The sequence below is a fragment of the Polaromonas sp. YR568 genome (assembly GCF_943369415.1).
In the GTDB taxonomy this organism is placed as follows: domain Bacteria; phylum Pseudomonadota; class Gammaproteobacteria; order Burkholderiales; family Burkholderiaceae_C; genus Polaromonas.
The window spans coordinates 1-21704 of the sequence record NZ_CALRNF020000023.1 but is presented as its reverse complement, the minus strand read 5'-3'; the positions used below and the strand labels follow the sequence as shown (position 1 = coordinate 21704).

At 66.1% G+C, this 21704-nt stretch carries 18 protein-coding genes; 4 read left to right on the top strand and 14 right to left on the bottom strand.

Annotated elements, in window-relative coordinates:
- Positions 1–75: 75 nt before the first annotated feature.
- From ACLV74_RS15145 to ACLV74_RS15120, 6 genes are all read right to left on the bottom strand, one after another.
- On the bottom strand, positions 76–717 hold the full coding sequence (locus tag ACLV74_RS15145; protein WP_411880224.1) for a hypothetical protein: 642 nt from the start codon (positions 715–717) through the stop codon (positions 76–78).
- The gene (locus ACLV74_RS15140) at positions 698–2050 is read right to left on the bottom strand and encodes a sialidase family protein (protein ID WP_411880223.1); all 1353 of its coding nucleotides are present in this window, start codon (positions 2048–2050) and stop codon (positions 698–700) included. Before ACLV74_RS15140 ends, ACLV74_RS15145 begins: the two co-directional genes overlap by 20 nt.
- Before the next feature lie 44 nt (positions 2051–2094).
- Complete coding sequence (locus ACLV74_RS15135) at positions 2095–3072, bottom strand: beta-ketoacyl-ACP synthase III (RefSeq protein WP_411880222.1); 978 nt, start codon at positions 3070–3072, stop codon at positions 2095–2097.
- On the bottom strand, positions 3072–4187 hold the full coding sequence (gene plsX / locus ACLV74_RS15130) for a phosphate acyltransferase PlsX (RefSeq protein WP_411880221.1): 1116 nt from the start codon (positions 4185–4187) through the stop codon (positions 3072–3074). Before plsX ends, ACLV74_RS15135 begins: the two co-directional genes overlap by 1 nt.
- Before the next feature lie 85 nt (positions 4188–4272).
- Positions 4273–4455: a 50S ribosomal protein L32 gene (rpmF, locus tag ACLV74_RS15125; protein WP_007873878.1), complete on the bottom strand. Its 183-nt coding sequence runs from the start codon at positions 4453–4455 to the stop codon at positions 4273–4275.
- 243 nt (positions 4456–4698) lie between these two features.
- Positions 4699–5250 carry a YceD family protein gene (locus ACLV74_RS15120; RefSeq protein WP_411880220.1) on the bottom strand — a complete coding sequence of 184 codons (552 nt, stop codon included), beginning with the start codon at positions 5248–5250 and terminating at the stop codon, positions 4699–4701.
- Between the two features lie 25 nt (positions 5251–5275).
- On the opposite strand from ACLV74_RS15120, the gene ACLV74_RS15115 reads away from it, so the two are divergent.
- The gene (locus ACLV74_RS15115) at positions 5276–5896 is read left to right on the top strand and encodes a Maf family nucleotide pyrophosphatase (protein ID WP_411880219.1); all 621 of its coding nucleotides are present in this window, start codon (positions 5276–5278) and stop codon (positions 5894–5896) included.
- A complete protein-coding gene (locus tag ACLV74_RS15110; protein ID WP_411880218.1) occupies positions 5893–6660 on the top strand; it encodes an SAM-dependent methyltransferase in 768 nt (255 codons plus the stop codon). Before ACLV74_RS15115 ends, ACLV74_RS15110 begins: the two co-directional genes overlap by 4 nt.
- 71 nt (positions 6661–6731) lie before the next feature.
- Here ACLV74_RS15110 and ACLV74_RS15105 read toward each other — a convergent pair whose 3' ends face one another.
- From ACLV74_RS15105 to ACLV74_RS15090, 4 genes are read right to left on the bottom strand one after another with little or no spacing between them, the layout of a single operon-like run.
- Entirely contained in the window at positions 6732–7790 is a 1059-nt protein-coding gene (locus ACLV74_RS15105) for a S49 family peptidase (protein ID WP_411880217.1), read from the bottom strand.
- Between the two features lie 21 nt (positions 7791–7811).
- On the bottom strand, positions 7812–8177 hold the full coding sequence (locus ACLV74_RS15100) for a Rieske (2Fe-2S) protein (protein WP_411880216.1): 366 nt from the start codon (positions 8175–8177) through the stop codon (positions 7812–7814).
- A 17-nt stretch (positions 8178–8194) separates the two neighbouring features.
- Positions 8195–8854: an HAD family hydrolase gene (locus ACLV74_RS15095; RefSeq protein WP_411880215.1), complete on the bottom strand. Its 660-nt coding sequence runs from the start codon at positions 8852–8854 to the stop codon at positions 8195–8197.
- Between the two features lie 46 nt (positions 8855–8900).
- On the bottom strand, positions 8901–9998 hold the full coding sequence (locus tag ACLV74_RS15090) for an RluA family pseudouridine synthase (protein ID WP_411880214.1): 1098 nt from the start codon (positions 9996–9998) through the stop codon (positions 8901–8903).
- A 700-nt stretch (positions 9999–10698) separates the two neighbouring features.
- Between ACLV74_RS15090 and ACLV74_RS15085 the strand changes: the two genes are divergently transcribed.
- Positions 10699–13902: an Rne/Rng family ribonuclease gene (locus ACLV74_RS15085; RefSeq protein ID WP_411880213.1), complete on the top strand. Its 3204-nt coding sequence runs from the start codon at positions 10699–10701 to the stop codon at positions 13900–13902.
- A gap of 223 nt (positions 13903–14125) precedes the next feature.
- On the opposite strand, the gene ACLV74_RS15080 is transcribed toward ACLV74_RS15085, so the two are convergent.
- The 4 genes from ACLV74_RS15080 to hemC are packed head-to-tail and all read right to left on the bottom strand — an operon-like array spanning position 14126 to position 18392.
- Complete coding sequence (locus tag ACLV74_RS15080) at positions 14126–15415, bottom strand: heme biosynthesis HemY N-terminal domain-containing protein (RefSeq protein ID WP_411880212.1); 1290 nt, start codon at positions 15413–15415, stop codon at positions 14126–14128.
- 24 nt (positions 15416–15439) lie between these two features.
- Positions 15440–16594 (bottom strand): uroporphyrinogen-III C-methyltransferase, encoded by a 1155-nt coding sequence (locus ACLV74_RS15075; protein WP_411880211.1) that lies wholly within the window; start codon positions 16592–16594, stop codon positions 15440–15442.
- Positions 16591–17427, bottom strand: coding sequence for a uroporphyrinogen-III synthase (locus ACLV74_RS15070; RefSeq protein WP_411880210.1), 837 nt, complete (start codon positions 17425–17427; stop codon positions 16591–16593). Before ACLV74_RS15070 ends, ACLV74_RS15075 begins: the two co-directional genes overlap by 4 nt.
- Positions 17427–18392: a hydroxymethylbilane synthase gene (hemC, locus tag ACLV74_RS15065; RefSeq protein ID WP_411880209.1), complete on the bottom strand. Its 966-nt coding sequence runs from the start codon at positions 18390–18392 to the stop codon at positions 17427–17429. The genes ACLV74_RS15070 and hemC overlap by 1 nt, the downstream gene beginning before the upstream one ends.
- 104 nt (positions 18393–18496) lie before the next feature.
- On the opposite strand from hemC, the gene ppc reads away from it, so the two are divergent.
- Positions 18497–21382 carry a phosphoenolpyruvate carboxylase gene (gene ppc, locus ACLV74_RS15060; RefSeq protein ID WP_411880208.1) on the top strand — a complete coding sequence of 962 codons (2886 nt, stop codon included), beginning with the start codon at positions 18497–18499 and terminating at the stop codon, positions 21380–21382.
- The last annotated feature ends 322 nt before the right edge of the window (positions 21383–21704 follow it).

Genomic DNA, 21704 nt, shown 5'->3' with positions numbered 1-21704 from the left:
TCTTGGGTTGCTGAAAAGCACCCGCCTGCATTTTAAGAACATGAATGGTCATTTTTTTGAGATGCGGAGCGCTTGTCAGGATGACGAAGGACTAGCGCCGGCAGGCGTGCCGCGCAAGCGCGCAAGCCCCCAGCCGACGGCCGACCTGATGCACTGAAAAATGGCCGCGACGGCCAGCCACGGATCGATGAGGTAGTCCCACAGATTGGTGGACTCCAGCGCGCCCGCTACCCAGGCCAGCAATGCCAGGGCCACCAGGAAGGGCAACAACCGAAACCCCTTGGCCCAGCATGCCAGCGACAGCACCAGAAGCACCGCCCACAAACCCACAGAGCCCCAGCCCAGCCGGTAAGCATCCCAGTCCCCCCAGCCCAGGGCCAGCGGGTACAAAAACAAGGCGCCGGCCGCAAAGGCCACGTTCACCAGTGCGCGCTCTCGCCCATCCACCAGGCGAGCACCCGACAGGCGCTGGCACATGCCCAGGCAGGCGATGGCCACGAAGGAAATACTCAGGTCCGAACTGATGCCGCGCACATAGGCCACCAGCGGCAAGCGGGCCGGCCCGACCGGACACCACAGCAGCACAAACACCACCGCCGTGGCCCACTTGCTCCACGGCGTGACGCCGCGCCGCCAGCTCAGCAGGCGCAGGCCCCCGGCGCTGAGCACCAGGTTGATGCCGAGCAAGGCGATCAGGTCATTTGCCGGAGGGAACATTGGCGGGCGCCGCTTGCGCGGACTGAGGGGTTTGCAGGGGATCCAGCCGCACATGCTTGATGCGCGTGCGGTGCCAGGTATAGACAAGGTGCAGGTAGCCGTCGCGGCTTTGCAGCAGGTAGGGGTAGGAAAATTCCTGGGAGCAGCTCTGCTCGCCGCACAACTGCCGCCGCGCGCTGGCTACATAGGCCTGGGCTTCGTCGTCACGGGCGCCCAGCGCCTTGAGTTCCTGCGTCAGCAGGCGCTCGTAGTCGGCGGTGGACGTGCGCGCCTGCGGATTGGCGGACGACTCCACCATCCACGGCGTCGCCCCGTCAAACGAGCCACCCGGCGCGGTTTGCAGCAAGGCCAGCATTTCGCGGTTGCGGGGCGCCGGGTTCAGGGCCAGCCACTGCGTGCCGGTGTTCGTCACGACGCCCGCCAATGCGGAGTCCGGGTTGGGCCAGGCGCTTGCATGGGTGGCAGACCAGGTCTTGCCGGCGTCGGCGGTGTCCGAGGCCATCAGCGCCCTGGCATTGCCCGAGCGCATATAGACCTGCGCCTTATCCGGCCCCGAGACCAATACCACCGGCTGCAAGCTGGTGCGGCTGCCGGGAATGCGGGTCTTGTCGACCACCTCGCCGAGTGCGTTGATGCGCAGGACTTCGCCGAACTTGGTGACGAACTCGTGGTACACCGGCAAGCCGGTTTCGCCATTTTCAAAGTTGACGGGAGCGCCCTTGACGAGCGTGCTGATGTTCAGGAAAGGCGAGGTCACCAGCCGGCGCGGTGCGCTCCAGGTCGCGCCTTCATCCGTGGAGCGCGCCCAGGTGATGGAGCTGCCTGCCCATCCGCCCAGCGAGACATTGACCATCCACAGGCACAGCGAGCCGTCCGGTGCGCGGGCAATCACCGGGTTGCCCAGCTTCTTGACGTAGCGCCACAGGCCTTGCTGGAGGGTTTGCCGGTCGAATAACGTGCTTTCCGGCCCCCAGCGTAAACCGGTGGCGTCCGTGATGGCGCTCTGGATGGTGACGTCGCCGGCACCTTCGCGAGAGCCCGAAAACCAGACCGCCCGCAAGCGGCCGTCGCGCAATTCCACGAGGGAGGCGGCGTGCACGGCCTGGCCGGGGGAGGACGAGACAAATTGCGCGTCAAAGCGGAAGCGCCCATCCGGCGAGAGCTGCTGCCCAGGCAGGCCGGTGCGTGACAAGGGCTTGACGGCCTCAATGAGCGGAACCGCGAAATCAGATGCCGGTGCGCGTTGCAGGATTTTCAATCCGGCCAACGCGAAAGCCAGCACCAGCAAGGCAGCTGCAAGGCGATCCCACGCACCGGACGGTTTGAAATTCAAGTGCCCACCTATCTGTGAAAACCTGGCAGATGGATGGGAGCCACTCAGTATTTGAGCAGCACCGCACCCCAGGTAAAGCCGCCGCCCACGCCTTCGAGCATGAGGGTGTCGCCTTTTTGGATCTTGCCGCTGCGCACCGCCACATCCAGCGCGAGCGGAATGGAGGCGGCGGAGGTGTTCCCGTGCTGGTCGACCGTGACGATAAGCTTTTCCAGCGGCATCTTCAGTTTTTTGGCCGTGCTCTGCATGATGCGGATATTGGCCTGGTGCGGGATCAGCCAGTCGATGTCGGCGTCGGTCATGTTGGCTTTTGCCAGCGTGGCGCGCGCGGCGCTTTCGAGCACGCCCACGGCCAGCTTGAACACGGCCTGGCCGTCCATCTTGAGGAGAGGGTCACCGAGGATCTGGCCGCCCGACACATTGCCGGGCACGCACAGGATGCCGACATGCTTGCCGTCGGCATGCAGGTCGCTCGCGAGAATACCGGGCGTGTCGGAGGCCTCGAGCACCACCGCACCCGCGCCGTCGCCGAAAAGCACGCAGGTGGTGCGGTCCGAAAAGTCCAGTATGCGCGAGAACACTTCCGCGCCTATGACCAGCGCCTTGCTGGCCGAGCCTGTGCGGATCAAGGCGTCGGCCACGGTCAACGCATAAACAAACCCGCTGCACACGGCTTGCACGTCGAAGGCCGCGCAACCGGCGATGCCCAGCTTGTTCTGCAAAATGCAGGCGGCGGATGGAAACACCATGTCGGGTGTCGAGGTCGCCACGATGATGAGGTCGATGTCGGACGCCTGCAGGCCCGCGGCTTGCAGGGCATTTTTGGCGGCTTCCACGCCCAGGTCGCTGCTGGTGACGTCGGGCGCGGCAAAGTGGCGGGCCCGGATGCCGGTGCGCTCCACAATCCATTCGTCGGAGGTTTCCACGCCCCGGGTCGCCAGTTCGGCGGCCAGATCGGCGTTGGTCAGTCGGCGCGGCGGCAAATAACTACCGGTGCCTGTGATGCGTGAGTAACGGGTCATTAATGAGTGGCCGGTGTTGAAACTGCTGAGTCAACTGGCATTGAGGAGGGCTCTGCAACCGCTTCAGCGGATGATGCCGCCTGCGCCGCGACCAGCAAAGGGGCCGCATGGGCAATCCGTTCGCGGACTCTCTCAAGCAAATTGTTCCGAGCCGCATCATAAGCCCGATTCAGCGCCGTCTCAAAAGCGAAGGCGTCGGCCGAACCGTGGCTCTTGAAGACAAGGCCTTGCAGGCCCAGCAGGGCGGCGCCGTTGTAGCGCCTGTGGTCAACCCGATTTTTAAACGCCGTTAAAACCGGATAAGCAATGATAGCCGCTATTTTGGTCAAAATATTGCGGGAAAATTCGGCCTTGATGAAGCCACCTATCATGCTCGCCAGGCCTTCGCTGGCCTTGAGCGCCACATTGCCCACAAAACCGTCACAGACGACGATATCAGTCGTTCCCTTGAAAATATCGTTGCCCTCGACATTTCCATAAAAATTCAAATCGCCGGAATTAGAAGCAGAACGCAACAATTCTCCAGCTTTTTTGATTATTTCACTGCCTTTTATGGCCTCTTCACCGATATTGAGCAGGCCGACGCTTGGTGTCGGGTTGCTGGTGATGGCTGCCACCAATGCGGACCCCATCACAGCAAACTGCAGCAAGTGGTCTTCGGTGCAATCAACATTGGCGCCCAAGTCCAGCACGGTGGTGGCACCGCCCAAGGCATTTGGCAACTGGGTGGCAATGGCTGGGCGGTCTATGCCTTCCAGGGTCTTGAGCACGTAGCGGGCAATCGCCATCAACGCGCCGGTATTGCCGGCCGACACTGCCGCCTGGGCTGCACCGTCCTTGACCTGATTCATCGCGACCCGCATCGAGGAGTTTTTCTTGCGCCGCAAAGCGATCTCGATGGGATCGTCCATGGTGACGATCTCGCTGGCCGGAACGATCTGGCAGCGCGGATGGGCTTGCAGTTGCGCGTGCAGCGGATGCAAGGCCAGGACTTCGGGCTGGCCGACCAGCACCACGCCGGCATCCGGGTGGCCGTTGAGGAAAGCCAGGCTGGCCGGCAGCGTGACGGCTGGGCCGATATCGCCGCCCATGGCATCGACAGCGATCCTGATCATGGGGCGACCGGTGCAGTCAAAATGAGGAATTCAGGCAAAAGAAAGGCCCGCAGGATGAGTGCGGGCCCATGCTTAAAGCGTGGAATTACGCTTCGGATTTGGTTTTCAGCACCTTGCGGCCGCGGTAGAAACCGGTGGGGCTGATGTGGTGGCGCAGGTGGGTTTCGCCGGTGGTGGATTCCACGGCGATGCCTGGCACGGTCAGTGCGTTGTGCGAGCGGTGCATACCGCGCTTCGAAGGTGACTTTTTGTTCTGCTGGACGGCCATGTTCGGCTCCTGATGGGGTGTAAGGTTGGTAAATTACGCACCAAAATCCGAGTTCAGGCAGCGGGAGCTGCACCTGAATATCGGCTCGTGGCAGCCTGAGCGCCACGTCGCCGTATTCACCGCATTGGTACGCGAAGCCTTTGATTATAGCTTGATGCCGAGGCAGTTTCATCACAAAGGCTTGCGGCGGGTGAAATGTCGGTGATTTGCGGCGGCGAACCCACAATTAGTAATACAAAAATACTATTTTTTGATTTTGAGCTGTGCCAGCGCCGCGAAGGGGTTGGGTTTTTCGCCAGACTCGCCCGCCGCGCCTGAATCCTCAAGATCACCGGCCTGAAGCCTGGGCGCAACCGGGCATTCCTCATGCATGGGCACCAGCGGCAAGGCCATCAGCAGTTCATCCTCCAGCACGGCGAGCAGGTTGAACTGGGGCTCCATGACCAGCAAATCCTCTTCGGACTGGTCATCCTCGGCCATGGCGATGTCTTCAGTGGCTACAAAGCGGTACCACTGGTCCACTTCCACCGGCGTTTCCACAACGCCCATGCAGCGCTGGCAGGTCAGCGGGACGGTGGCTTGGGCCTGCAGGTGCAGCCACACATCGTCGTCGGTGCCGGCGCGCGGGCGCAACTCGCCGAGCGCTTGCCACCTGACGATTGAATCGGCCCGCAGGCCTTGCGTTTCCTCGGCAAGGCGCTCCATCTTTTGTAGCGGAGTGGTTTCGTCAAGCGTCGCGCCCTCCTGGGCAAACGCTTTCATGTTGAGCCGGTTGGGCTGAAGGGATCTGGACATGGATGCAGTGTAAGAGAATCAGGGCATGACCCTTGCTCCCGATTCCATTACAAACCGCCCTCTCGTCCTGGGTTCGACCTCGCCTTACCGCCGCGAACTGCTGCAGCGGCTGCACATTCCGTTTGAAGTCGCCGCGCCCGAGGTGGATGAAACCCCGCAGCCCGGCGAGGCTCCGCGCGCACTGGCCGAGCGCCTGGCGCTGGCCAAGGCCCGCGCGGTTGCCGCGGCGTTCCCGGGCGCGGTCGTTATCGGCTCCGACCAGGTGGCCGACCTGGACGGCGAGCCGCTGGGCAAGCCTGGCACCCATGAAAATGCGGTGGCGCAACTGCGCCGCATGCGCGGGCGCACCGTGATTTTTCAGACCGCCGTGGCCGTAGTCTGCCTCGAAAGCGGCTATGAGGCGCAAAGCCTGGCCCCGGTGAAGGTGAAGTTCCGCGAACTGAGCGACGAGGAGATCGAACATTACCTGCGCATCGAACAACCCTACGACTGCGCGGGCAGCGCCAAAAGCGAGGGGCTGGGCATCGCGCTGCTGGAGTCCATAGACAACGACGACCCGACGGCGCTGGTCGGCCTGCCGCTGATACGCACCTGCCGGATGATCCAGGCTGCGGGCGTAAAGCTACTCTCGGGAGGCCGGCCATGAGCGCCGCCGCCAAGGGCAAGCTCTACCTGGTGCCGGCGCCGCTGGATTTCGGCTGCGACGTGCAGGCGCCGCTTCAGGACGTCATGCCGCTGCAGACGCTGCAGGTCGCTTCGCGGCTGTCTTGCTGGATCTGCGAAAACGCCAAAAGCACGCGCGCCTACCTCAAGCGCATCGACGCGCTGCACCCGCTGGTCGCACCGCTGCAGTCGCAGCAAATCCAGGAGCTGCCGCGCGAGGTCCACAAAAAGGGGGACCACAGCGGCAACTTCGACGCGCGCCCTCTGCTGATGGCCGCCATGGAAGGCCGCGACATGGGCCTGGTCAGCGAAGCCGGCATGCCGGCGATTGCCGACCCAGGCTCGTCCGTGGTGCGCGCAGCGCACGACCTGGGACTGGAAGTCGTGCCGCTCACGGGCCCGATGTCGCTGATGCTGGCGCTGGCCGCCAGCGGCCTCAACGGCCAGAGTTTTGCCTTTGCCGGCTACGTGCCGCAGGCGCCGGCCGAGCGGGTGCAGCGCATACGCGAGCTGGAATCGCTGGCGCTGAAATCCGGCCAGACCCAGCTCTTCATCGAAACGCCCTACCGCAATGCCGCGCTGTTCCAGTCGCTGCTGCAGACGCTGCAGGGCAACACCCGGCTGGCGCTGAGCTGCGGCCTGACCATGGGCACGGGCTGGTCGCGCAGCTCGCAGGTCAGCGCGTGGAAGCGCGACAAGCTGCAGGCGCCGCTGGATTTGCCGACCGTGTTCGGCATAGGTCGCTGAAGCACAAGCCGCGGCGAACGCCCACAAAAAAGCCCGCATGACGCGGGCTTTTTCACGAAGGCAACGCCTGCTTAACGCAGCGCCGGAATCGCCTTGAAGGCCTTCATCGCACCCTCGCCCATGGCCGCGCCAAATTTCTTGGCCAGGCGCTCGGCCACGTTATCGCGGCGCGTGTAGTCGATGATCTCGTCGGTCTTGACCACTTCGCGCGCGACGTAGTCGAGGTTGCCGAGCTGGTCGGCCAGGCCGAGTTCAACGGCCTGCTGGCCGCTCCAGAACAGGCCGCTGAACATTTCTGGCGTTTCCTTCAGGCGCTTGCCGCGGCCGGCTTTGACCACCGCAATGAACTGCTGGTGAATCTGGTCCAGCATGGCCTGCGCGAACGCGCGCTGCTTTTCGCTTTGCGGGCTGAACGGGTCCAGGAAACCCTTGTTCTCGCCGGCGGTCAGCAGGCGGCGCTCCACGCCCAGCTTGTCCATCAGGCCGGTGAAGCCGAAGCCGTCCATCAGCACGCCAATGCTGCCGACGATGCTGGCCTTGTCGACGTAAATCCTGTCGGCCGAGACGGCGATGTAATAGGCGGCGGAGGCGCAGGTTTCTTCCACCACGGCATAGACCGGCTTCTTGTGCTTGGCCTTCAGGCGCAGGATTTCGTCGTTCATCATGCCGGCCTGCACGGGGCTGCCGCCGGGCGAGTTGATGAGCAGCACGACAGCCTTGGCGCCGTCGTCTTCAAAGGCGGCGCGCAGCGCCGCGTTGACGAATTCGGCGCTGGCGTCGGCGCCCGCGGCGATCTCGCCCTTGATTTCCACCACGGCGGTGTGCGGAACGGTCGCGTCGCTGGCGGGCGTGCCGCGGTGCAGCGCCATCCAGACCAGGGCGACAAAAAATGCCAGCCAGGCCAGGCGCACAAAGGTCTTCCAGCGGCGCGTGGCCTTTTGCTCATTGAGCGAGGCAAAGGCCAGCTTCTCCAGCGTCGCGCGCTCCCAGCCGGGCGTAGCGGAAGGGTAGTCGGCGGATTTTTTGGCTTGCGAGTAAGGCGGAAGGGACTCGGGCTGGTTGGGCCGGAAATCCGATTCGCGCAGCAAATCAGGGTCTGTGGAGGGCTCGGTGCGGTGGGGATCGTTCATGGGCAATAGTTTAGAGAGGTATTAGAACTGTAGCGGTTTAAGGTTGTAAGCAGAATGCCAATAAACAACCCCCTCGGCTTCCGAAAGCGCGATTTTGACCAGGCCGCCCTGGCAGGGGCCGCCGGCGCATTGGCCGGTATCGGGGCGGTAGGCGGCGCCATGGCTGGCGCACAACAGCCACTGACCCTGGTCGTCGAAGACCCGGTTGGGCTGCCAGTCCAGCTCCATCGCAACGTGCGTGCAGCGGTTCAGATAGGCGTGGACCCCGCCTTCAAACCGCACCGCAAAAGCGCGACAGGTCTGCCCCGCGTAGACCACGTCGAACGGCACCGCAAGCCCGCCTTCGAGCAGGTCACGGCTGTTGCACAAGGCTTGCCGTTCGTCCATGGCCTTAGCGCCTGGCCCTAGCCATGGGCGAGCAGCCAGTCGTGCAGTTCCTGCACAGAGTGCGCCACGTGGCGCGGCGCCAGCACGGCGAAGGTGTCCGGCTCGTGCGCGCCGTAGCTCACGCCTACGCTGGGGCAGCCGGCATTGAGCGCCATCTGCAGGTCGTGGGTGGTGTCGCCCACCATCAGCACGCGTTCGGGCGCCACGTCAAACTCCGCCATCAATTCATGCAGCATCAATGGATCGGGCTTGCCGGCCGTTTCGTCGGCCGTGCGGGAACCGTCGAACACGCCCTTGAGCTCCACCGTGCGCAGCACTTCATCGAGGCCGCGGCGCGACTTGCCGGTGGCCACCGCGAGCAGGTGGCCGCTCGCCTTCAGCGCATCCAGCAGGGGTAGCACGCCGTCGAACAGGCTCAGGTCGTCGTAATGGGCCGCGTAATGGTGGCGGTAGCGCTCACCTAGCTGCGGGTATTTTTCAGGCGGCACGTCGGGCGCGGCATGGGCCAGCGCCTGCATCAGGCCCAGGCCGATCACGTAGCCAGCTTCCTTGTCGGTGGGCACCGTGCCGCCCACATCGCGTACCGCGGCCTGGATGCAGCGCACGATGATTTTGGTCGAATCAAACAACGTGCCATCCCAGTCAAAGGCGATCAGGTCGAAATTTCGGGTTTGCATATCGCCTTATTGTCACCGGGCCGCTACGCCCCGGTGCGGCAGGGTGTTAAACCACTTCCGCGGGCGCCGCCGGCAGAAACTGCTGCAGCTCGGGCGGCAAGGACGCCTCCAGTTGCACGGCCTTGCGGGTTTTGGGATGGTGAAACTTCAGGCGCCAGGCGTGCAAAAACATGCGCTTGAGCGGCGCGGCGCCGGCGGCAGTTTTTTGCAGCGCCCGGTTGAACTCGAAGTCACCGTATTTGTCGTCGCCGGCGATCGGGTGGCCTTCATTGGCCAGGTGCACGCGGATCTGGTGTGTGCGGCCGGTCTTGATGGTGACTTCCAGCAAGGTGAAAGGCGTTGCCGGCACCAGCGGGCTGGCGGGAATCGCCGCCTTGACCTTGACCAGCGTCACCGAGCGCATGCCGTCGGGGTGCTCGTTGTCGACCACTTTCACGCGGCGTTCACCGTCGGGCAGCAAATACTTGTGCAGCGCCTTGTCGATCACGCGGTGGTTGGCCGGCCAGTCGCCGCCGACCAGCGCCAGGTAGACCTTGTCGGTTTCGCGCTCGCGGAATTGCTCCTGCAGCAGCTTGAGCGCCATGCGCCGCTTGGCGATCAGCAGGATGCCGCTGGTTTCGCGGTCCAGCCGGTGCACCAGCTCCAGGAAATCGGCATCCGGGCGCGCCATGCGCAGCTGCTCGATCACGCCGAAGCTCACGCCGCTGCCGCCGTGCACGGCCACGCCGGCCGGTTTGTCTATCGCCAGCACGAAATCGTCTTCAAACAGGATGGGAAATTCGCGGGAGGGCGCGTAGCCGCCCGTGGTGGAACTGGCGCCGTGGCGGGCGATTTCCTGGGCCATGGCCTCGGCCTTCTGCCCGGCCCGCTCCGAGGTGCGCACCGGCGGCAGGCGCACCACGTCGCCGGTTTCCACCCGCGTGTCAGCCTGCGCCCTGCCCTTGTTCACCCGCACTTCGCCGCTGCGGATGATGCGGTAGACATGGGTTTTGGGCACACCCTTGAGCTGGCGGATCAGGAAATTGTCCAGCCGCTGGCCGGCGTAGTCCTCGTCCACCGTCACCAGCGTGGCCTGGGGCGCAGCCGGGGCCGGCGCCTGGGGAACGTGCCGCGCCGGGGTGGCTGGCGGCTGGGGCCCGGACACGGCCGCAGACGCCCATACCGGTGTTTTCCCGGGTCTCCTTGCCAAGCCCTTTGCTGACCCTATAATGTGTTTCACTAGCGATGCGCTGTAAGTGGTTGATTTGTCTGGAGTTTAGTCCACACAAGTCCCCGGCCCTGAAAAGGCAAGCAAGCAGCCTCGCTGGAAGGTCGATGCCCACGCCGGCAATTGCCCGCAAGCGACGAGTGCCAGGCACCTCGCGGCGAGCGTCTTTGCACGGTAGACGAGTCGACGTTTTGCGAACACAACTACGGAATACCATGTGTGCAGCCCAAGTCATGAACAACAGGCTGCGCACGGATCCTGCCGAGATCAAGTCCTTTAACGGGTAGCCTTCTGATGACAATACTGGTCAGTCTGATTTACATATGCCTGCGGCGCTTCACGACATTCGTGGGCCCTGCGTTCGGCATGAATCAGCCGCCGGCCTTTGTGCAGTGGGCGCAAGCAGCCGCGCTTTGCGCGGCACCCACCCGTTTGACCCCTGCTCGCTCCATCCACGCGCCTACGCCCAGACCACGTCGCTGACCGGTTCATCCCGGTCGGCCGCGCGCCGTCAAAAGCTCTCCGGCAATTCCTCCACGTTCGCACTGCGTCCCTCCGGCGTCGTTGGCCCATTTTGGGCATGTGATTGATGTTCGAGACATGACATCAAAACGAAGAACGATAAGGAAGGCTACCCATGAAACGGATGCTGGTAAACGCCACTCAGGCTGAAGAACGCCGCCTGGCGATCGTCGACGGACAAAAACTCCTCGACTACGAAATTGAAATCGAAGGGCGCGAACAGCGCAAGGGCAACATCTACATGGCCGTCGTCACGCGCGTCGAGCCTTCGCTGGAAGCCTGCTTCGTCGACTACGGCGAAGACCGCCACGGCTTCCTGCCGTTCAAGGAAATCTCCAAGCAATACTTTGCGCAAGGCGTGCCCGTCAACCAGGCACGCATCAACGACGTCATCAAGGAAGGCCAGGAACTGCTGGTCCAGGTCGAAAAGGAAGAACGCGGTAACAAGGGCGCGGCCCTCACCACCTTCGTCTCCCTCGCAGGCCGCTACGTGGTCCTGATGCCCAACAACCCGCGCGGCGGTGGCGTGAGCCGCCGCATCGAAGGCGAAGACCGGGCCGAGCTCAAAGAGAACATGGACCAGTTGGAATATCCCAACGGGATGTCCATCATCGCGCGCACCGCCGGCATAGGCCGCAGCGCGCCTGAACTGCAGTGGGACCTGAACTACCTGCTCAAGCTCTGGACCGCGATCGACGGCGCCGGCAAGGGTGGCAAGGGCGCTTTCCTGATTTACCAGGAATCCAGCCTCGTGATCCGCGCGATCCGCGACTACTTCAACAGCGACATCGGCGACATCCTGTTCGACACCGACGACGTCTACGAACAGGCCCGCCAGTTCATGGCCCACGTGATGCCCGAGCACGAGCACCGCGTCAAGCGCTATCGCGACGACGCGCCGCTGTTCAGCCGCTTCCAGATCGAGCACCAGATCGAGTCGGCCTACGCCCGCACCGTGCAGCTGCCTTCCGGCGGCGCCATCGTGATCGACCACACCGAAGCCCTGGTTTCGGTCGACGTCAACTCGGCCCGCGCCATCAAGGGCGGCGACATTGAAGAAACCGCCACCCGCACCAACCTCGAAGCCGCCGACGAAGTCGCGCGCCAGATGCGTCTGCGCGACCTGGGCGGCCTGATCGTCATCGACTTTATCGACATGGAAGAGTCGCGCAACCGCCGCGACGTGGAAAACCGCCTGCGCGACGCGCTGCGGCAAGACCGCGCCCGCGTGCAGTTCGGCACCATCAGCAAGTTCGGCCTCATGGAAATGAGCCGCCAGCGCCTGCGCCCGGCCCTGTCCGAAGGCGCATCCATCCCTTGCCCGCGTTGCGGCGGCTCCGGCCACATCCGCGACACCGAAAGCTCGGCGTTGCAGATCCTGCGCATCATCCAGGAAGAGTCCCTCAAGGACAGCACAGCCTCCGTGCTGTGCCAGGTCCCGGTCGACGTGGCTTCCTTCCTGCTCAACGAAAAGCGCTCCGAGATCGCCAAGATCGAAGTCAAGCAGCGCATCAACGTGCTGCTGGTGCCCAACAAGACGCTGGAAACCCCCAACTACCGCCTGGAACGCCTGAAGCACGACGACCCGCGCCTGGACAACATCGCCGCCAGCTACAAGATGGCCGATGAAATCGAAGACCCGACCACCGTCACGCGCCGCAGCCAGGAAAAGCACAACAAGCAGGAGCCCGTCATCAAGGGCGTACTGCCCGATGCGCCCGCTCCCGTGGCCCCGCCCAAGCCGGAACCCGTTGCGCAAGCTGCGCACAAGCCCGCTGCCCGTCCCGCCCCCGTGGCTGCGCCGGCACCTGCTGAAAAAGGCTTCTTCGGCTGGATCAAGAGCCTGCTCGGCGGCGGCGAAGCGCCGGCCCCGGCACCTGTTGCCAAGGAAGTGAAAAAAGACGAGCGCGGCGAAGGCCGGCGTGAAGGCCGCGGCGGTGAAGGCCGTAACGGCGAGCGCGGTGAGCGCTCCGAACGCGGCGGCCGTGACGGCCGGCGCGGCGGCCGCAGCCGCGGCGAAGGTCGCGGCGAGGGCCGTGGCGCTGAAGGCCGCGGCGAACCCCGCGAGGGCCGTGAAGCACGCCCTGAAGGCCAAGGCCGTGGTGATCGTGGCGAAGGCCGCGGCGGCGAGCGCCGCGAACGCAACCCCGAAGGCCGCAACGAAGCCGGCCGCCAGGAACGCCCGGCCGGTGAGGCCCGCGCCGAAGGCGCCGTCGACCAGCCGCGCGGTGAAACCCCCAACCGTGAAGGCCGCGAAGGCGGCCGCAACCGCCGTGAACGCGGCGAGCGTGGCGGTGAACGCGGTGGCGAACGCGGTGAACGTATCCAGCGCGACCCGGTCGAGCAGGACCTCGCAATGGCCAACCAGGCCGCGATGGCAGCCGCCATGGGCGGTGACGCCGCCGAGCCGCGCCAGGAGCGCGCTCCCCAGGACGGCGAACGCCAGGGCAACCGCGAGCCGCGCGGCGAACGTGGTGAAGGCCGCCGTGAACGCGGCGACCGCAACGGACGCCGCGGCGACCGCCGCGGTGCGGACCGTCCCGAAGGCGCCGAAGGCCAGAACGCCCCCGCCGAAGGCGCGGTCGGCTTCAACCCCGATGCCGCCCCCGCAGCCCCCGTGCTCGACGAAGCCGGCAATGTGGTTGCCCCCGCGCAGAACGGCCAGGGCGCCCAAGGTGATGAGCAGCGCCAGCCGCGCGAACGCCGCAGCCGCGACCGCTATGGCCGTGACCGCCGCGAACGCGGTGAAAACGGCGAGCGCAGCGAGCAGCAGCAACCTGCTGAAGGCGCCGCCGACGCCGGCCAGGCCGGGTTCGCGGAGCCCCAGCAGCAGCCACAACGGGAAGAACGACAAGCACGGGAAGAACGCGCACCGGCAGCCGCTGACTACGCGGCACCCGCCGTCGCCGTAACGCCCGCAGCGCCGTTCGTGCCTGAAGCAGCACCGGCTCCCGCGTATACGGCTCCCGTTGCGGTGGCCGCACCGGCGCCCACACCCGCACCTGTAGTCGCAGCCCCGGCGCCCGCACCGGTCCAGGCCGCCGCACCGGCGCCCGTGGCCGCCAGCCTGCCCAAGGTCGCGTCTTACGACCTGCCCTTGGACCAGTTGGCCCAGGTAGCCCAGTCTTCAGGTCTGCAGTGGGTTAATTCCGACGCGGCCAAGATCGCCGAGGTCCAAGCCGCCATCGCGGCCGAACCCAAGCCTGCGCACGTGCCCCGCGAGCGCCCGCCCGTGGCGGTGTCGGACGAAGGCCCGCTGGTGCTGGTCGAGACCAAACGCGACCTGGGTGCGATGCCCCTGCCTTTCGAGAAGTCGTAAGCGCCCCAGCCTCGGCCGCCCGAACGGCTGAGCCCCTCTAAAAAGGCCCGCAAATGCGGGCCTTTTTCTTTGCGCGATGCATGGATGAATGCCGCTACCGGCAGCCCCGCTGCTCCCTGCAAGCTGGCGCTCACGCGCGAATGGTCTTCAGGACAGGCGCACGCCGAGCGAGGCCTTGACGGCAAGCCGCAAACAACAAAACAAGAGGGAAAGAGGAAAGCGCTTAAATCTGCGCGGCGCGCTTGTAAGCCTGCGCGGCGGCGGTTTCGTCCTCGCGCTGCTCGGCCAGCGCGGCCAGGGCGCGCCAGGCATTGCGGTGCAGCGTCACGTCCTGCAAGGCCGGGGCGGCCTGCGACAGCAACTGGCGGGCCTTGCCCCAGAGCTGGCGGTTCAGGCAGGCCATGCCCGCCAGGTACTGCAGGTTGGCGTCGCGCGGGCGGCTCAGCTGCGCCGCTTCAATGCGCGCCAGCCAGGCGGCGTCCAGGGAATCCAGGCCGGTTTCGAGCACGGTGATCAGCTTGATGCGCAGGTTGTCGCCGATGTCCGAGCGCGGCTGCATCATGCGGTCCCAGACCTGCAGCAGCCAGCTGCGCGCCAGTTCCGGATCGCCGTGCAGCGCCATCAGGCGCGAGGCGGCATGCACCACCAGCTCGGGCATGGCTCGCTCGCTTTCGTCGAGTGAAAACCAGGCCTGCTGCAATTGCGACGGGTCGTGCGCGTCGTTGAGCAGCTCCAGCGCCAGTCCGCGGATGATGCTTTGCGCGGCGGCCTGTGAAAACGCGCGGTGCTTGGCCAGCAGGCGCGCGGTTTCCAGCGCCTGCGAGGTCTGCCGCGCATGGCGCGAGGCGCGCAGCTTCATGCGCAGGGCCAGCGTGCGGCGCGAGGCGCCCTGCGGCAGCTGGGCCAGCCAGTCCAGCGCGGCGCCGGCGTCGCGGTCGTCCAGCGCCCAGCGCGCGGCGCGGAACTGCACGCCCTCGCGCACTTCCTGCGCGTGGCGCGGCGCCGAGCTTTGCAGCGCCTGCTGAAGGTGCTGCTCGCGCAGGCCCTTGTTTTGCAAGGACTGCGCGGCTTCGGCCACCAGCAAATGGGCAAGGGAGCGCAGCTGGCTGCCGCGGCTGGCGCTGTGGCCTGTTACGTGGCCGGACTGGTCGGCCAGCAGGCCCAGGCTTTTTTCCTGCGCCAGCGCGTTTTGCGCCGATTTGGTGGAGCGGATGTAGCGCCCGGCCAGCAGGTGGGCCAGCGAATCCATGAGGGCGCCGTACATGGCGCGTTCTTTCTGCTGGGCGCGCCAGCGGCGGGCCTCGGCCGGCAGCGAGAAGACCGCCGACGCCGCGCGCAGCGCCAGGTACAGCACCATGAACAGGCCCGCCAGCAGCAGCACCATCAGGTTGAAGGAAATGTCGACCCGGTGCGGCGGCCAGAAGATGGTCACCACCGCCTGGTTATTGCCCGCGAACAGGGCCACGGCAACCGCCACGCCGAAAAGGGCGATGAGCCAGAGAGCGGCGCGCATGCGTGTGTCCTGCCTTTGAGGGAATCAGCGGCCCGCGGCCGCCGTGGCCAGCGCGGCCATGGTTTCGTCAAGGCGCGGCAGCTCGCTGCTTTTGAGCTGGCCCTGCACCTGCGCCAGCAGTTGGGCCGCGGCCTGGGTCTTGCGCGAGGACGGGTCGAAGTATTTGCCCAGCCAGGCGCTGGCGCTGGCGAGGTCGGCGCGCACCGAATCGGTCTGGCGCGACAGCAGCGCCAGGCGCGCATTGAGCAGGCGCAGCTTCAGGTTTTCGCGCAGGAAGAAGGACTGCTCGGGCGACAGCAGCGCCGCCTCGGGCTGCTCGATGCGGCTCACGCGCAGCAGCTTGCGCGCTTCTTCGCGCAGGTTGTCCAGCGTGCGCTGCGACCAGGCGTTGAGCGAGAGCTTGTCGAACACCCCCATCGAAGGCTTGTCGGCCGCCGGCGCGCTGGCGGCCTTGGCCGGAGCAGGCGCAGCCAGGGCAGGCGCGGCACGCAGGGAATTGCTGGCCACCATGGCGTTGGCCACCGGCAAGTCGTCGGCCAGGCGGGCGAGTTCGTCGAGCTTGAGCATCAGCACCGGCACGTCGGTCAACGTCGCGGCCTTGATGCGGTCCATGTCACGGGCGATGGCCCGCTGCAGCGGGTTCAGGCGCGGCTGGGCGGCGCGCCCCAGGCGCTGGTCGGCCGACCTGAGCGCGGCCAGCAGCGGCTCGGCGCTGCCGGTGAGCTGGGCCTGCTGCTGGGCCAGGCGCAGCGCCGATTCAACGTCGACCACCAGGTTTTCATCGCGCGAGCGCGACAGGCTTTGCATGAGTTCTTCGAGCTGCGTGCGCTGCAGGCTGACCTCGCTGATGCGGGTCTCCTGGATGGCCAGCCGCGCCGACAGCTCGCGCGTGGCTTCCTGGGCCTGGCGCGCCAGGGCACGGGCCTCGATGGCCTGCGCGCCTGAATCGATGCTGCGGCGCGCCAGCTCTTCCTGGATATTGCCGAGCTTTTGCCACAGCAGGCCGCTGGCCAGCAGGCCGCCGGCCGCCAGCGCGGCCACCAGGAGGCCCCATTTGCGCGGCACCAGCCAGGTATCGGGCGCGACGACGGACGGTTCAGCCACGACCAGCGCGCGCTCCAGCACAGGCTGGTTGTCGGGCGTGGAAGGGGTGGGCTGGGCTGTGTGGGTATCGCTCATGGATACAGGGATTCTATCGAGGCCAATGTGTCCCTGATGTCCGTCAGGGCGGGGCGTGACGCCACAACAACACCCCAGCCGGCTGCGCGCGCGGCTTCCACAATGCGCGGATGTGTCGCCACCGCGCGGGCGCCGCGCCAGTCGATGCCGGCCAGCGCGGGCAGGCGCGTCAAATTGGCCACCGCTTCCGAGCTGCTGAACAGCCACACCGAGCCGTCCGCGCTTGCGGCGCGCGCGCGCTCAAGCTGCTCAACGCTGAACTGCGGCGCGCGGCGCTGGTACACGCCGACAAAATCCACCTGCGCGCCGGCGGCTTCCCATTGGCGCGCGATCCAGTCGCGCCCCGATGACACCCCGCCGCCCGCGGCGTCCGGGCTTTCGCCCCGCACCACCAGCACGCGCTGGCCCCGCCAGTCGCGCCGGCCCACCACGGCCCACAGGGCTTCGGAATCAAATTGTTCGGCGTCGGCGCCCGGCGCGTCGACCTGCCCGGCGGGCACGCCCGCAGCCAGCAGCGCCGCCACGGTGCCGGGCCCGGGCGCCATGAAGCGCAGGGACGGCGGCAAACCTGGTTTCGCAGTTGCCAAAGGCTTGAAAAAATACTCCACCGCATTGCCGCTGACAAACATGCAGGCCGCATAGCGGTCCAGGCTTTGCCGCGCCTGCAAAAGCGCCGCGGCATCGGATGCGGGGGCGATGGCGATAAGCGGCAGCGCTTCGGCCGCAATACCGCCCTCACGCAGCTGCCGCACCCAGTGCTGGGCATCCTGCGCGGGGCGCGTCACGATGACGGGGGCCGCCATACCGGCCGGACGCACCGGCATCTGCGGCATCAGGCGCCCGGGCCCTTGCCGGCCCACACGGCGCCACCGGCGCGCAATTGCGCGGCCACGGCTTCGCCCAGGGCCTCGGCCTCGGCAAAATTGCGCACCACCGCCGTCTGGTTCACCTGCACCAGTGGGGCCAGCGGGGCGGTCGTGATTGATGGCGCCTCAGCCGTCGCCGGGTCGCCCCAGGCCGCGTTCAGCCGCATGGCATCGCCGGCCGCCGCGCCTTGCGTGAAGGCCGCCAGCGGCATGGAGCAGCTGCCGCCCATGGCGCGCGAGACCGTGCGCTCGGCCGTCACGGCCAGCCAGGTCGGCGTGTGCGCCAGCGTGGCCAGCGCGGCCAGCAGGTCGGCGCGGTCGGCGCGCACCTCAATGCCGAGCGCGCCCTGCCCCGCGGCGGGCAGCATCTGGGCCGGTTCGAAGGTGTTGCGTATGCGTGATTCAAGGCCCAGGCGCTTCAGGCCTGCGGCCGCCAGCACGATGGCATGGTACTGGCCTTCGTCGAGCTTGCGCAGGCGCGTGTCGAGGTTGCCGCGCAGCGGCTGTATCACCAGGTCGGGCCGCAAAGCCTTGATCAGCACCAGCCGGCGCAGGCTGGACGTGCCCACCACCGCGCCCTGCGGCAAATCGGCCAGTGAGGCGAATTGGTTAGAGACGAAAGCATCGCGCGGGTCTTCGCGCTCCAGCACGCAGGCCAGCGCGAAGCCTTCGGGCAAGTCCATGGGCACGTCCTTGAGCGAATGCACGGCGATGTCGGCCCGCCCTTCGCTGAGCGCCACTTCGAGTTCCTTGACGAACAGGCCCTTGCCGCCGACCTTGCTCAGCGAGCGGTCCAGGATCTGGTCGCCCTGGGTGGTCATGCCCAGCAGCTCGACCTGCCAGCCCAGTCGCGCCTCCAGCAGCGCCTTCACATGCTCGGCCTGCCACAGGGCCAGACGGCTCTCGCGCGTGGCGATGACCACCTTCTTCATATCATGGGGCTTGGATTCAGACGCTGCGGACACTCGTAACCTGCTTGTAATACATAAGGGGAAGTGAATGCTAGCATGCGAGGATCAAGAACTAGAGGGTAGAGATGGTCACTTCCGCGCGCGCCAAGAGGGTTCCACCACACGCCAGTGAAGGCGCCAGAGACGGCACCGCAGTTGCCGTGCCCAAAGCCTCCACCCGCTCCAGGGACAACGAACGTCCCCTGGTCGAGGACATTCGCCTTTTGGGCCGCATCCTGGGCGACGTGATCCGCGAGCAGGAAGGCGTGTCCGCCTACGAACTGATCGAGCAGGTGCGCAAGCTCTCCGTCGCGTTTCGGCGCGACGCCGACCAGGAAGCCGACAAGGCGCTCAAAAAGCTGCTCAAGGGCCTGTCGGGCGACCAGACGGTCAGCGTGATCCGCGCCTTCACCTATTTCAGCCACCTGGCCAACCTGGCCGAAGACCGCCACCACATCCGCCGCCGCGCTGTGCACGAGCGCGCGGGCGACACGCAGGAAGGCAGCATCGAAGTGGCGCTGGCCCGCCTGCGCTGGGCCGGCATCTCGACCCGCACGATCTCGAACACGCTGGCGCACAGCTTCGTCTCGCCGGTGCTGACCGCCCACCCCACCGAAGTGCAGCGCAAAAGCATCCTGGACGCCGAACGCGACATCGCCCAGCTGCTCACCGCGCGCGACGACATCAAGGCGCTGGCCCAGGCCCACAACGCCGCCAAGGACGCCCTCACGCCGCGCGAACTGGCCGCCAATGAAGCCCAACTGCGCGCCCGCGTGATGCAGCTGTGGCAAACCCGGCTGCTGCGCTTTTCCAAACTCACGGTGGCCGACGAGATCGAAAACGCGCTCAGTTATTACGAAGCCACTTTCCTGCGCGAGATTCCCAAGCTGTACGCCAACCTCGAGCGCGAGCTCGGCAACCAGCCGGTGCACAGCTTTTTGCGCATGGGCCAGTGGATAGGCGGCGACCGCGACGGCAACCCCAACGTCAGCGCCGACACGCTCAACTACGCGCTGGGCCGGCAGGCCGAAGTGGCGCTGCGCCACTACCTGACCGAAGTCCACTTCCTGGGCGGCGAACTCTCGCTGTCGGCCATGCTGGTCGACTTCAGCCCCGAGATGCGCACCCTCGCCGAAAGCTCGCCCGACACCAGCGAGCACCGCAAGGACGAGCCCTACCGCCGCGCCCTGACCGGCGTCTATGCGCGCCTGGCCGCCACGCTCAAGGACCTGACCGGCGGCGAAGCCGCGCGCCATGCCGTGGCGCCGCAAAACGCCTACCCAAAGTCGGAAGATTTCCTGGCCGACCTGCGCACCATCGAATCCTCGCTCAAGTCCAACCACGGCCAGGCCCTGATCGCCCAGCGCCTGCATCCGCTCATTCGCGCGGTCGAGGTCTTCGGCTTTCACCTGGCTACGGTCGATCTGCGCCAGAGCTCCGACAAGCATGAGGAAGTGGTGGCCGAGCTGCTGGCCGTCGCGCGCATCGAAGCGAACTACAGCAAGCTCGACGAAGCCGCCAAGCGCGCGCTGCTGGTGGGCCTGCTCAACGACGCGCGGCCGCTGCGCGTGGTCGGCACCGCGTATTCGGCCCATGCGCAAAGCGAACTCGCGATTTTTGAAGCGGCCCGCACGGCGCGCGCCCGCTTCGGCAAGGAAGCGATACGCCACTACATCATCAGCCACACCGAGACCGTGAGCGACCTGCTCGAAGTCTTGCTGCTGCAAAAAGAAGTTGGCCTGATGCACGGCACGCTGGACAACAACGCCACCAACGATTTGATCGTGGTGCCGCTCTTCGAAACCATTGAAGACCTGCGCAATGCCGCGCCCATCATGCGCGACTTCTACGCCGTGCCCGGCATCGCCCAGCTGGTCAAACGCAGCGGCGCCGAGCAGGACATCATGCTCGGCTACTCCGACAGCAACAAGGACGGCGGCATCTTCACCAGCAACTGGGAGCTGTACCGCGCAGAGATTGCGCTGGTTGAACTCTTTGACGTGCTCGCCAATTCACACAACATCCAGCTGCGCATGTTCCACGGCCGCGGGGGTACTGTGGGCCGCGGCGGCGGCCCCAGCTACCAGGCCATCCTGGCCCAGCCCCCGGGCACGGTGCGCGGGCAGATCCGCCTGACCGAGCAGGGCGAGGTCATAGGCTCCAAATACGCGAATCCGGAGATCGGCCGGCGCAACCTCGAAACCCTGGTGGCTGCCACGCTGGAAGCCACGCTGCTGCAGCCGACCAAACCGGCGACCAAGGCCTTTTTGCAGGCCGCGGCCGAGCTCTCGCAAGCCAGCATGGCGGCCTACCGCACGCTGGTCTATGACACCCCCGGCTTCACCGAATATTTCTTCAGCGCCACGCCCATCCGCGAGATCGCCGAACTCAATATCGGCTCGCGTCCGGCGTCGCGCAAGGCCTCGCAAAAGATCGAAGACCTGCGCGCCATTCCCTGGGGTTTCAGCTGGGGCCAGTGCCGCCTCACCTTGCCCGGCTGGTACGGCTTCGGCTCGGCGATCGCGCACATGCTGGACCAGGGCGGCACGCCCGCCGCGCGCAAGGAAGCGCTCGCGCTGCTGCAGAAGATGTACAAGCAGTGGCCCTTCTTCCGCACCCTGCTCAGCAACATGGACATGGTGCTCGCCAAGAGCGACTTGGCCCTGGCCTCGCGTTACTCCGAGCTGGTGGCCGACGCCCGCCTGCGCAAAAAGATTTTCAGCGCCATTGAGGCCGAATGGCACCTGACGGCCGAGGCGCTGGTGCTGATCACCGGCGAAAAGCAGCGCCTGGCCGGCAACGCAGCGCTACAGCGCTCGATACGCCACCGCTTCCCCTACATCGACCCGCTGCACCACCTGCAGGTCGAGCTGGTGCGGCGTTACCGGGCGGGCCAGGCCGACCAGCGGGTGCAGACGGGGATTCATATTTCGATTAACGGGATTGCGGCCGGATTGCGGAATACGGGGTAAGGGCCACCCCCCCTTCCCCCTGCTAAGTCCTGCTGGCCGGGGGTTGCCCGGCAGCAACTCACTTTTCTTTTGCTTCGCCAAAGAAAAGTAAGCAAAAGAAAAGGCGCCCCTGGTTGCTGCGTCCCTCCGCTGCGCTACGGGCAACCTGCGGTGCTCGGTTCAGGCGGGGTCTCGCTAAACTCGCTTCGCTTGTATGGTTAGGGTGCTGGGGTGAGGAACCACACATTCGCAATCGGCCGTTCACAGCGGACCGACAGTCTGAGCAATTCCCACCCCGCCCTAACGTCGATTAAGAACTGAGCCGCCGCCCTGGCTGCAGAGC